Here is an 11,715-nt window from a genome sequence, read left to right as displayed (position 1 = left end):
TTAAAAAAATTGTCAAAAGATCTAGATATTTTAAGGGTTTGGTTTTTTATGCAGAAATGGGATAAACCCATTTCATTTAACAAGAATAGCAGGTTTTAAACTCATAAGCAGTTGGGCGAGCTTCCACAGGCCAAACCTGAGTTTCAAATTTCAAATGCTGATAATCATCGATAAAAACATCGCTCATCACAGGTTTTAAATAAGCATTAAAGCGGATCAATGCCTCAAGGCTTCCTCTTAAGGTGTGTGGCAACTGCTCTATGCCCTTTTCGCGTATCTCATCAAGGGTAAGTTCAAAAAGATTTTCCTCCATAGGACCTACCGGAATGGTTTTGTTTTTGATCCCATCAAGTCCTGCCATTAAAAGACTTGTAAAGGCTAGATAAGGATTTGCCGTGCTATCTGGAAAGCGAATTTCAATGCGAGCTGAGTTTTTAGTGATCCCATAAGGCACGCGACAACTTGCACTTCTATTTTGACACGAATAAGTCAGTATGCAAGGAGCTTCAAAGCCCGGAACTATCCTTTTGTATGAATTTGAGCTAGGATTTGTAAAAGCAGCAACGCTTCTAGCATTTTTCATCACGCCACCTATGTAGTGAATAGCCATTTGGCTTAGCCCGCTATAACCTTTTTTATCATAAAACAAATTCACGCCATTTTTCCACAAGCTCATATGCACATGCATTCCGCTTCCATTATCCCCATAAAGTGGCTTTGGCATGAAGGTTGCGGTTTTGCCGTTAAGATGAGCAACCATTTTGACAATATACTTATAAATTTGCACATTATCAGCAGCTTCAACAAGAGTGCCAAATTTAACGCCGATTTCTGCTTGACCTTGGGCTACTTCATGATGATGAACAAAGGTTTCAAGTCCCACTTTTTCAAGCGTTTGCACCATTTCAGCTCTAATATCCACCAAAGAGTCAATAGGCTGAACCGGCAAATATCCACCCTTGTTTCTTGGACGATGTCCTGTATTGTAGCTATCTACAAAGTCCTTATCATCGTTCCATTCGCCTTCTTCAGTATCCACTTCATATTTTGCGCAGTTTGGGCTATCTACGATTTTTACGCTATCAAAGATAAAAAATTCATTTTCAGGACCAAAATACGCTGTATCGGCTACTCCGCTATTTTTAAGATGTTCCATAGCTTTTTTAGCTATGCTTCTTGGGCATTTTTCATACATTTGTCCCTTATAAATGTCATAAACATCGCAAAATACAACTATAGTAACATCAGCAGTGAAAGGATCTAAAAAAGCACTTGTAGCATCAGGTTTTAAAAGCATGTCTGATTTATTTACAGGTTGCCAGCCACGCATAGAGCTCCCATCAAAGGGAATTCCCTCCTTAAAGGTATCTTTATTTATAGCGTGTAAATTGTAAGTAATGTGGTGCCAAGTTCCTATCATATCAGTAAAGCGAAAATCTACAAAAACAACTTCATTTTCTTTGCAGAACTCGAAAAATTCATCAATACTATTTACAAATTTTCCCATTTTTTCTCCTTTTGGGGATTATATATTTTTTTGATGATTGTAACATAAAAATTTTAATTAAGGTTAAATTAATAAATTTATTTTGTCTATTTTTATAAACATTTAAAATTTATTTTTAAAAGTGTTTTATGGAAATAAATATGCAATTTTATTCTCTTTTTTGTAATTTTTTACTATAATACAAGAATTTTTTATCGATAAAATGTTTTAAGGATAGAACAATGACTCAAGAAGAGCTTGATGCTTTAATGACTACTGATTCTGACATGGAGAATTTAGATAAGAGCTTAGCAAGCGATGTAGCAAATTCTGCCAAATCAGAAGAAAATTTTCAGATTAATCCCGGCGTAAATTGGCCACCTCCACCACCTAATAAAGAACATAAAGTTGTTCATCAACTTGATGATGTTACAAGAGATAGCGAAGAAAAAGCTACCGAGATGATGGATAAGCTTGAGATTATGAATAATTATTTTGGTACTTCTGAGGCTTTATCAAGGGAATTTGAAAGGATAGTGGATAGAAATATTGATATTTTTTCTAAACTTAGTGAAAGATTTCCAGAGGTTCAAACCTTTAAAGAGGCTTTGGGAAACAATAGTGAGGCAAAAACAAAGCTTAATGAAATGCAAAATAACCTACAAAACGGTCAAGATACTATCATGATGGCAATGGATGCGATGCAGTATCAAGATATACACCGCCAAAAAATAGAGCGTGTTATTAATGTCATGCGTGCTTTAAGTCGTTATATGAGTTCTTTATTTGAGGGCAAAATTGATGATAAAAATAGGGTAAGTTCAGCTGTCCACATAGAAGGAGATAGTACGACAGAGGTTGTAAGTAATGATGACATAGAAGCTTTGATTGCGAGTTTAGGGAAGAAGTAGTGATTATCCCTCAAGTCGTAGCTCCTGCAGGAAATTTTACGAAATTTAAAATCGCCTTGGCATACGGTGCTGATGCAGTTTATGCTGGGGTGAACCATTTTTCTTTGCGTTCAAGGACAGCAAAGGAGTTTGATTATCAAAGTTTTGAGGAGGCTATTGATTATGCTCATACCTTAGGTAAGAAGGTTTTTGTTACGATTAATGGTTTTCATCTTAATGCTCAGCTTGATGGTTTAAAAAGGCATATCAATACTCTTAAGGCAATGAAGCCTGATGCTTTTATCATCGCTTCTGTTGGAGCTATGAGCTTGGCTCAAGAGCTTGCACCTGAAATTCCTTTACATGTTTCAACTCAGGCAAATATATTAAATTATTTAGATGCACAAGTTTATGAAAAAATGGGTGCTAAGAGAGTGGTTATTGCTCGTGAGCTTGGGCTAAAGGACGCGAAAATAATCAAAGAAAACACGAATTTAGAGCTTGAAGCCTTTGTTCATGGTTCGATGTGTTTTGCGTATTCTGGGCGTTGTTTGATAAGCTCAGTTCAAAGTGGCAGAATGAGTAATCGCGGCTCGTGTGCAAATGATTGTCGTTTTTCTTATGAGCTTTATGCTAAAAGTCCTGAAAATGGCGTTTTATTTCGCTTGGAAGAAGATGAAAATGGAACGCATATTTTTAATGCTAAGGATCTTAATCTTAGCTCTCATATCCAAAAAATTATGCAAGAAAATTGTATCCACGCTTTTAAGATAGAGGGTAGAACAAAAAGTGAGTATTATGTCGCACTTACTACAAGAACTTATAAAATGGCTATCGAAGATGTTTTGAAAGATAAATTTGATGCACAAAAATATCTAAAAGAAACAGCAACCTTAACAAATAGAGGTTTTACTGATGGATACTTGATTTCTAGAGCCTATGAGAAATTTGATACACAAAATTTACAAGCAAGCACGGAAAGTGGGACACATCAAGTGCAAGCTTTCATTGAAGATGGCGAATTTTTTAAGTGCAAGGGTTTGGTTAAGCCAAGTATAGCTTATGAAATTCTTACTCCACTAGGAACTAAGATCACACCTTTTGAAAATGAACTTGGGGTAGTGTATGAAAATGAGGGTAAATTTTTCATTGAGTTTAAGAAGTTGGTGAGCAAAAATAATAAAGAATTTAGTGAGATTCACAGCGGCAATGAACATGAGATCAAAATACCCTGTGAGTTACCTAAATTTAGTTTTTTGCGGAAAGAGATGGCATGAGTTTTGTGAGTATTTTGATGGGTAGTAAGAGTGATTATGAGCTTGTAAGACAGGCTGCAGATATTTTACAAAATTTTGGGGTAAGATATGAACTTATCATTACTTCAGCACATAGAAGCCCACAAAGAACGATAGAATACATAAAAAAAGCAGAAAAAAAAGGTGCTGAGGTTTTTATCGCCGCAGCAGGTATGGCAGCTCATTTAGCAGGTGTAGTTGCAGCACATACGATCAAACCTGTTTTGGCAGTACCAATGCCCGGAAGCAATTTAGCAAGCATGGATTCTTTATTTTCGAGTGTTCAAATGCCAAGGGGTATTCCTGTAGCGACCTTAGCCATAGGTGGTGCTATAAATGCTGGGTATTTGGCGGTGCAAATTTTAGCACTTCGTGATGAAAAATTAGCCCAAGCCTTACTTGAAGATAGAAAAATGCAAGAAGCAAAACTCATTGCAGATAGTAAGAGCGTTGAGATAATACTTGATTAAAGGAAGGACATGCAAGCGTATTTAGAACTTGATGAATTTTGCAAATTGGTTCATCTTAAAGAAGATGTGGTCAAGGGAATGATGGCAAATGGAGCATTAAATTTTAAGGAAGAAGAGGGTAAAATTTATATCGAAGCAAATCAAGGTACTTTCAGTGTTGTTCCAAGTTCTCAAAATCAAAACGCACCGGTAAGCTCTATGGCTTTGGCTGGAGAAAGTTTTGTGGAAAAAACTATAGGGACGATCTTAAATTTACATGAAAAGGTGCTTGATGCTAAAGATGAAACCCTTGATGCTTTAAAAAATGAAAATAAATTCTTAAAAGATGCCCTTTATTCTATGCAAGAACTTTACGATGAAGATAGAAAAACTATCGATGTTTTAAATGCTCAGCTTAAGCATGCTCAAGAAGAAGTTGAATTTTTGAAACGAAAATACAAGCTCATGTGGAATAAAGCAGTGGATAATTATACACAACCTGCTGCTATTGAAGCCGTGATTAATGCTACAAACTCACAAAGCAAACTGCAAGCAAGTGTTCAAAGTGCAGAAGAAGAAAAGAAATAAAGGGAAAAAATGACTTTTTCGCAAATCATCTTAAATTTACAAGATTTTTGGCAAAAACAAGGTTGCGTGATTATGCAGCCTTATGATATGCCAGCAGGTGCAGGCACTTTTCACCCAGCAACTTTTTTAAGAAGTTTGGGTAAAAAGCCTTGGGCTAGTGCTTATGTAGCACCAAGTAGAAGACCAACTGATGGAAGATATGGGGAAAATCCAAACCGCTTAGGTGCTTACTATCAGTTTCAAGTTTTGATCAAGCCAAGTCCTGATAATATCCAAGAGCTTTATTTAAAAAGCCTTGAGAATTTAGGTTTTGATCTTAAAAGTCATGACATTCGTTTTGTGGAGGATAATTGGGAAAGTCCTAGTCTTGGTGCTTGGGGACTTGGTTGGGAAGTGTGGCTTGATGGTATGGAAGTTACGCAATTTACTTATTTTCAGCAAGTTGGTGGTTTTGCTGTTGAACAAGTGAGTGCTGAGATCACTTATGGACTTGAAAGACTTGCAATGTATCTTCAAAATGTGGATAATGTTTATGATATTGTTTGGAATGAATTTCATGGAGAAAAAATCACTTATGGAAATGTGCATAAAAGGGGCGAATTTGAGTATAGTAAGTATAATTTTGAAATAGCAAGTGCCGAGCTTTTAGAGCAGGAATTTCAAGCTTATTATGAAGAATGTAAAAAAATTTTAGAACAAGGCTTAGCTTTGCCTGCTTATGATTATTGTATGCTTGCAGCACATACTTTTAATTTACTTGATGCAAGAGGGGCTATTTCTGTTGCAAGAAGACAAGATTATATGCTCAAAATTCGTGAGCTTTCAAAGTCTTGTGCTGGTGTTTATAAGCAATATGAAGATGAAAATCGCTGAAATTTATGAGTTTTTAGATAGGTTAAGTCCCTTTGAAACACAAGAAACTTGGGACAATAGCGGACTTTTGCTTGGGAGTTTGGAAGATGAGGTTGAAAGGATTTATCTTAGTCTTGATATTGATGAGAAATTGATCGAAAAAGCAGAAGAAAACTCTTTGTTTATCACTCATCACCCTTTGATTTTTAAGGGCTTGAAGGATTTAGCAAATGAACACTATCCAAGAAAATTTATTAAAGATATGCTTGCAAAAAATCTTTCCTTGATCAGTATGCATACAAATTATGATCTAAGTCATTTGAATGCTTATTTTGTAAAAGAAATTTTGGGTTTTGAAAATTTTATTCAGGATAAGTTTTTGATTTATGTTGATCTTGATCTTAGCTTTACCGAGCTTTGTAAGCATGTGAAATTTGCTTTGCAAGTACCATATTTAAAAACGAGTTTTTCAGGAAAAGAAAAGATTAATAGAATTGCTATTTGTACCGGAAGTGGTGGAGATTTGCTTCCTTTAGTTAAGGCAGATTGTTTTTTAAGTGGGGATTTTAAATATCATCAAGCCTTTGAGGCTATAAGTAATGATTTAAGTTTGATAGACCTTGGACATTTTGAAAGTGAGCGATGTTTTGCAAATTCTTTGGCAAAATATTTGCAAAATTTTCCCATAAAGGTTATAATATCAGTTTCAAAAAATCCATTTCAATATTTTTAAGGAAAATTTATGAACAAATATCTTAAACAACTCGTTGATTTATCTAAGATCAATCAAGAAATCGATAGCTTTGAACCTAAGGTTGCAAGTATCACAAAGACCTTAAAGGATACACAACATAGGATAGAAAGGATAGATCAAGAGCTGGCTCGCTATGATGCAGAGATGGAAGAGTTGAAAATTCAACAAGAACAAACAAATGTACATATTGATGAATTTGCTGCAAAGATTAAAGAATTTTCTAAAAAAAGTGCGAGTATAAAAACCGAAAAAGAAGCTAATGCTCTTAGGATAGAAGAAGATATTGCCAAAGAACAATTAGAATCAGCTAATGAAGAGCTTATCAGACTTGACAAGCTTTTTAATTCAAAGCAAGAATTTAAAGAAGAGCTTATCAAACAAAAAGCACAAGAAGAATCAAGCCTTGATGGTATTAACGCTCAGATCAACGAAAAAATGCAGGTATTAGAAAAAGAACGATCGCTTGTATATGAAAAGAAAAACAAACTTGTATCACTTATGAATCCTAAAATCCTCACTTTTTATGAAAAGATTCGTAAATGGGCAAAAAATACAGCCGTTGTTCCTGTAAAAAAACAGGCTTGTTATGGTTGTTTTATGAAAATTTATGATAAGACTTATTTAGCCTTACAAAAAAGCGAAGAGATCGTAACTTGCCCGCATTGTGGAAGAATTTTATATAAAGATGATGAATAAGCATTGATCTTTGTTTATTATATACTCATTTTAAGTGTGCATATTTTCCTTGCTTTGCCACTTTTATTTCTTTCTTTTTTAAAAGATAAATATAAAAAGAGCCTTAAAGCGAGATTTTTTCTTTATAAAAATTTACGACAAAAAACAGCGAGCGTGCATTTTCATGCCTGCTCTTTTGGAGAAGTAAGGAGCATAAAAGAGCTTGCAAGTTCTTATGATAGTAAGATAACAACTATAACACAAACGGGCTTTGATGAGGCACAAAGCTTTTGCAAGAGTGTTAATTTCTTAGCTTTTGAGAGCTTTCTTCCCTTTTGGTTTAGATCTTGTAAGGTCTTAGTGGTTTTTGAGGCTGAACTTTGGCTTATGCTCTTTTTTATGGCAAAGTTTAGGGGTGCAAAAACTATACTCATTAATGCAAGAATTTCTGAAAAATCCTTTCCAAAATACCTAAAATTAAGCTTTTTTTATAAAAAACTCTTTAGCTTTGTTGATGAAATTTTTGCTCAAAGCGAGCTTGATAAGCAAAGGCTTGAGTGTTTGGGCGCAAAAAATATCAAAATTTTGGGCAATATCAAAACAAGTCTTACCCCAAATATCACAAAACATTACCATAAGCCAAAGGAAAGATTGATTATTTTTGCAAGTACGCATGAAAAAGAAGAGGAGCTTTTGCTGGCTCATTTTAAGCTTAAAAAAGATGAAAAGCTCATCATCGCACCACGACACCCTGAAAGATTTGAAAGGGTGCAAGAGTTTCTTTGCTCTTATGCAAAAAGAGAAAATTTACATTTTCAAAGGCTAAGTAAGCTTGAAAATAACGATCTTACAAGTTGCAAGGCAGAACTTTTGCTTCTTGATAGGCTTGGAGAACTTGTTAATTTTTATGCGATTTGCGATGTGGTTGTTCTTTGTGGTTCTTTTGTAGATAAGATAGGCGGACATAACCCTGTTGAAGTTGCTCATTTTCATAAGCCACTCATTTCAGGAGAGTTTTTTCACAACCAAAAAAGTTCTTATGCAAGCGTTGGAAATATCGAAATTTGTAAAAATCTTCAAGAGCTTAACACACTCATACGAAAAGATATAAAACCTTCTTATCTTATCGATAAAATCGATCTTACGCCCATCAAGGAAAGCATACAGGAGGCTTTGAATGCTTGAAAAAGCTTATAAACTTCTAGCAACACAGGAAAAAATTTCAAACCATAAGGCTAAGGAGCTGATCGATAAAAAATTAGTCAGTTACAAGGGTAAAAAGCTTGATCTTGCAAGAGCCTTACTTCCTATGGGTGCAAAATTTGAGCTTGAAAAGCCCCAAAAGGCAAGGATTATTTTTGAAGATGAAAAGCTTATAGCCTTAAATAAGCCATATAATTATATTAGCGAGGATTTGCAAAAAGAGTTTAAAGCTAAACTTTTAAACCGCTTGGACAAAGAAACAAGTGGGGTTTTACTTTTGTGTAAGGACGAAGAATTTAGAAAACTTTGTATAGAAGAGTTTAAAAAACAAAGGGTTCAAAAAACTTATCTGGCTATACTTTCGGGTTTTATAGCTGATGAGCTGGAGCTTGAAGAGCCGATTTTGACTTTAAAGAGCAAGGGTAGGGCGTATTCAAAGATCAGCAAACAAGGACTTTACGCTTTTACCAAGATCACTCCTCTTATGCTAAGTGCAAAAAAAACCCTAGCAAAGCTAGAAATTAGCACAGGAAGAACGCATCAAATAAGAGTGCATTGTGCCTTTGCTGGACATGGAGTTGTTGGAGATGATAAATACGCTCATATAGAGGCAGAAAGAATGTATCTACATAGTTTTGAAACAAAAATTCTACACTACACCTTTCGTGCAAATTTAGATGAAAGCTTTAGCGTTTTTGGCTTTGATGTAAAAAATTTAAGTTTGTAGTTTTTTCTTGATATTCATACTCTCATTAAAGATAATTTAAGTATCATAAGCTTATAATTCTATCTTAGTTTTTATAATTTTTATCAAAATAAAAGGAGTTTCATGGATATTCAAAAGAAAATTTGTTTTTCTATCGTTCTTTCTTCTTTGCTTTTTGCAGAAACAAATACTACGATAGAAAATGGGGGGGGGGCTTCAACTTATAAGCTTGATGCTTCTGTTGTAAATGCAAATGCCTTTGCTTATCAATCAGGACAAGAAATAAACTCCCAAACTTTAAAAACTATCCCAAATGGCAATGGAGATATAACCTCTACTTTAAAAATGCTTCCTAATGTGCAGTTTGACAATGCCCAGCTAAGATCTACAACTCCGGGTGAAATAGATCCAGCAAATGTAAGTATATCAGGTGGACTTTATTATCAAAACTCATTTTTACTTGATGGTAAAAGTATGAATAATGATCTAAGAGGAGTAAGCTCTACAGATGCTAGTAGTCTTTCAGTAGCAGATGATCCGGGTAATAGTAGAGATGCTACCTTTGGTCGCTCCCAAGGACTTAACATTGATACCTTTTTGCTTAAAAGTATCAAGGTGCAAGATAGCAATGTAGGAGCAAGTTATGGACATTTTACAGGTGGGGTTATAGAAGCTGAGACTAAAAGAGCTGAAAAGGACTTTGGTGTAAATTTTGCTTATCAAATTTCTCAAGGAAATGCCAATCCTGGTGCTTTTTCTTTGACTAAATATCATCTTTACGAAGGCGATGGTTGTGTTATACCTGGTGCGTCAAATGTTTGTAATTATTTAAATTCAAGTAATTCTAAAATTCAACCCAAATTTGTAAAGCACTCATTCCGCTCAAGCCTTGAAAGTAAGATTAATGATAAATTTGGAGTGATAGCTAGTTTTACCACTACTCAAAGTTTTATTCCCTTAAAAAGCTATTCTCAAGGTGATGTAAATTCTCAGTTTCAACAAAGCGAAAAAACACAAAAACGCCAAAACTATAATTTCTTTATCAAAGGAAGCTATCAAGCAAGCGATGATGTGTTGATCGATACAAGTTATGCTTATGCTCCTCAGTTTAATACTTATTTTAGAGAAAATGCAAGAAATTCAGATACCACAATAATAAGCGGTGGTCATCAACTTGGTGCTGATCTTACTATAAATAACTCTCTTGGCTTTGCAAGTGTGAATACTTCTTTTTCTTATCTAGAAGAATCAAGGCGTAGTGAATCAGCTCATACCAAAATATGGCTTTACTCAGCAGGAGATAAGGACTGGGCTTTGCCTGATGGAACAAATAATATCTTTGAGGGAAGCTTTGGCGATGAGGATAGTAAGCAAAGTGATTTAAGTCTTAAGCTTGCTCAAAATTTTGAACCTTATTATAATGATAGCTTTGAAAATGGCTTTAATGTAGGAGCTGAGTTTTCTTATACTTATTCTTATTTTAAAAGGCTTAAGGATTCAAATGATGGTTTAAGTCCTAGTCAAATTTTTGATGAAACTTATGCTTGCAAGGCTGGTGATGAATGGTGTTCAAGCACAAGTACAGATGGTGCTGATTTTGGGCAGTTTATCACTACTATGAACAAAAACGAAGCGGGTAAGGTTGATTTAGCAAATACAAGTTTTAGTTTTTTCCTAGAAAATGAGAGTAAATTTGATCTTGAGGATAAGGGCGATATATCTGCTAGAGTGGGTGTAAGAGGCGATTATGATACCTATATGCAAAAAACTCCTATTGCTCCAAGATTTAGTGCAAACTATACAGCTCCTTGGGGAAAAGATGAGTTTAGATATAACACAAGCTTTACTTTTGGAGCAAACCGCTACTATGGAAGAAATCTTTTTGCCTACCGCTTTGCTGAACTTCAAGGAGCTTTAACGACGGCTTATTTTAGATTTAACAATGTGCCTTGGGAAAGTTTACTTGATACAGAAGATCCAAATAATACATTCACAGATGGTTTTTACGCAAAATCTGAAAATAGATTTGATTTTAAAAGGATTAAAATTCCTTATGATGATGAACTTATGTTTGGAGTAGTGCAAGAAGTGGGACTTTTTAATGTGAGTAGCAAGTATATCCACCGCTTTGGTAGGGATCAAGTAAGAAGAAGTTGTCTCGTGCCAAATGCAAGAGGTGGAGGAAATTGTGATTTTTATACTTATGATAATACAGGTAAATCAGATACCGATGTCATCACACTTAGCATAGCAAATACAACACCTTTTATGTCAGGGGCTATGTCAAATTTCCTTAATTTTGCCTTTGATTATACAAATACGAAAAGATCTTATAATGACTATACAAGTTCTTATACAGGACTTGCTGATTTGGAATATGTTGAGTATAAGGGAAGACTGATGAAAAGAGAGGATTTGCCTGCTGAAAATTTTGCAAAGCCTTTAACAATGAGATTTTCTACTACTCATAGCATAAGGGCTTTAAGGACAAATTGGACACTTAATAATTTCTTTCGCTACCGCTTTGCATATACAACAAGGGCAAATACAGATACAAGGAAAGAAACCATAGATGGAATTCAAAGAGATGTGGATATTTACGAGGATTATAGAGTAAGACAGGCTTTTACTTGGGACTTAAGACTTGGTATAGAAAAGGCTGTGTATGGTAAAAACACTCTTTATTTTAATGTTGATGTGTTTAACGTTCTTGATCAAGAAAATATAGCCATAGCTAAAACTTCAAAAGTATCAGTACCTATCTATGAACTTGGGCGTCAATTTTGGCTTGAAGTAGGATATAGATACTAAAATTTA

General features: G+C 34.7%; 11 protein-coding genes. 10 read left to right on the top strand and 1 reads right to left on the bottom strand.

Features of this window, described 5'->3' with window-relative positions:
• Positions 1-76: 76 nt before the first annotated feature.
• Complete coding sequence (glnA, locus tag DMB92_RS03690) at positions 77-1,507, bottom strand: type I glutamate--ammonia ligase (protein WP_142681709.1); 1,431 nt, start codon at positions 1,505-1,507, stop codon at positions 77-79.
• Between the two features lie 221 nt (positions 1,508-1,728).
• Here glnA and DMB92_RS03685 point away from each other — a divergent pair, with 221 nt between their 5' ends.
• From DMB92_RS03685 to DMB92_RS03640, 10 genes are all read left to right on the top strand, one after another.
• The gene (locus DMB92_RS03685; protein ID WP_142681708.1) at positions 1,729-2,397 is read left to right on the top strand and encodes a protein phosphatase CheZ; all 669 of its coding nucleotides are present in this window, start codon (positions 1,729-1,731) and stop codon (positions 2,395-2,397) included.
• On the top strand, positions 2,397-3,653 hold the full coding sequence (locus DMB92_RS03680; protein ID WP_142681707.1) for a peptidase U32 family protein: 1,257 nt from the start codon (positions 2,397-2,399) through the stop codon (positions 3,651-3,653). The genes DMB92_RS03685 and DMB92_RS03680 overlap by 1 nt, the downstream gene beginning before the upstream one ends.
• Positions 3,650-4,141, top strand: a complete 492-nt coding sequence (purE, locus tag DMB92_RS03675) for a 5-(carboxyamino)imidazole ribonucleotide mutase (protein ID WP_142681706.1) — start codon at positions 3,650-3,652, stop codon at positions 4,139-4,141. The genes DMB92_RS03680 and purE overlap by 4 nt, the downstream gene beginning before the upstream one ends.
• Before the next feature lie 9 nt (positions 4,142-4,150).
• Positions 4,151-4,708, top strand: coding sequence for a DUF3972 domain-containing protein (locus DMB92_RS03670; RefSeq protein WP_142681705.1), 558 nt, complete (start codon positions 4,151-4,153; stop codon positions 4,706-4,708).
• Between the two features lie 9 nt (positions 4,709-4,717).
• On the top strand, positions 4,718-5,581 hold the full coding sequence (glyQ, locus tag DMB92_RS03665) for a glycine--tRNA ligase subunit alpha (RefSeq protein ID WP_142681704.1): 864 nt from the start codon (positions 4,718-4,720) through the stop codon (positions 5,579-5,581).
• Positions 5,568-6,293 carry a Nif3-like dinuclear metal center hexameric protein gene (locus DMB92_RS03660; RefSeq protein WP_142681806.1) on the top strand — a complete coding sequence of 242 codons (726 nt, stop codon included), beginning with the start codon at positions 5,568-5,570 and terminating at the stop codon, positions 6,291-6,293. The genes glyQ and DMB92_RS03660 overlap by 14 nt, the downstream gene beginning before the upstream one ends.
• A gap of 9 nt (positions 6,294-6,302) precedes the next feature.
• Positions 6,303-7,010 carry a zinc ribbon domain-containing protein gene (locus tag DMB92_RS03655; RefSeq protein ID WP_142681703.1) on the top strand — a complete coding sequence of 236 codons (708 nt, stop codon included), beginning with the start codon at positions 6,303-6,305 and terminating at the stop codon, positions 7,008-7,010.
• Between the two features lie 3 nt (positions 7,011-7,013).
• Positions 7,014-8,174 (top strand): lipid IV(A) 3-deoxy-D-manno-octulosonic acid transferase, encoded by a 1,161-nt coding sequence (gene waaA / locus DMB92_RS03650; RefSeq protein WP_142681702.1) that lies wholly within the window; start codon positions 7,014-7,016, stop codon positions 8,172-8,174.
• Positions 8,167-8,919 carry an RNA pseudouridine synthase gene (locus tag DMB92_RS03645; protein ID WP_142681701.1) on the top strand — a complete coding sequence of 251 codons (753 nt, stop codon included), beginning with the start codon at positions 8,167-8,169 and terminating at the stop codon, positions 8,917-8,919. The genes waaA and DMB92_RS03645 overlap by 8 nt, the downstream gene beginning before the upstream one ends.
• Before the next feature lie 102 nt (positions 8,920-9,021).
• Positions 9,022-11,709, top strand: coding sequence for a TonB-dependent receptor plug domain-containing protein (locus DMB92_RS03640; RefSeq protein WP_142681700.1), 2,688 nt, complete (start codon positions 9,022-9,024; stop codon positions 11,707-11,709).
• The last annotated feature ends 6 nt before the right edge of the window (positions 11,710-11,715 follow it).

Source organism: Campylobacter sp. MIT 99-7217, assembly GCF_006864365.1.
In the GTDB taxonomy this organism is placed as follows: domain Bacteria; phylum Campylobacterota; class Campylobacteria; order Campylobacterales; family Campylobacteraceae; genus Campylobacter_D.
The sequence above is the reverse complement of the archived record's forward strand: the minus strand, read 5'-3'. Positions and strand labels throughout refer to the sequence as shown.

Bases quoted from the DNA above. Each gene is read 5' to 3' on its own strand.
- glnA (WP_142681709.1), bottom strand. From the start codon at position 1,507: ATGGGAAAATTTGTAAATAGTATTGATGAATTTTTCGAGTTCTGCAAA.
- DMB92_RS03685 (WP_142681708.1), top strand. From the start codon at position 1,729: ATGACTCAAGAAGAGCTTGATGCTTTAATGACTACTGATTCTGACATG.
- purE (WP_142681706.1), top strand. From the start codon at position 3,650: ATGAGTTTTGTGAGTATTTTGATGGGTAGTAAGAGTGATTATGAGCTT.
- DMB92_RS03670 (WP_142681705.1), top strand. From the start codon at position 4,151: ATGCAAGCGTATTTAGAACTTGATGAATTTTGCAAATTGGTTCATCTT.
- glyQ (WP_142681704.1), top strand. From the start codon at position 4,718: ATGACTTTTTCGCAAATCATCTTAAATTTACAAGATTTTTGGCAAAAA.
- DMB92_RS03660 (WP_142681806.1), top strand. From the start codon at position 5,568: ATGAAAATCGCTGAAATTTATGAGTTTTTAGATAGGTTAAGTCCCTTT.
- DMB92_RS03655 (WP_142681703.1), top strand. From the start codon at position 6,303: ATGAACAAATATCTTAAACAACTCGTTGATTTATCTAAGATCAATCAA.
- DMB92_RS03645 (WP_142681701.1), top strand. From the start codon at position 8,167: ATGCTTGAAAAAGCTTATAAACTTCTAGCAACACAGGAAAAAATTTCA.
- DMB92_RS03640 (WP_142681700.1), top strand. From the start codon at position 9,022: ATGGATATTCAAAAGAAAATTTGTTTTTCTATCGTTCTTTCTTCTTTG.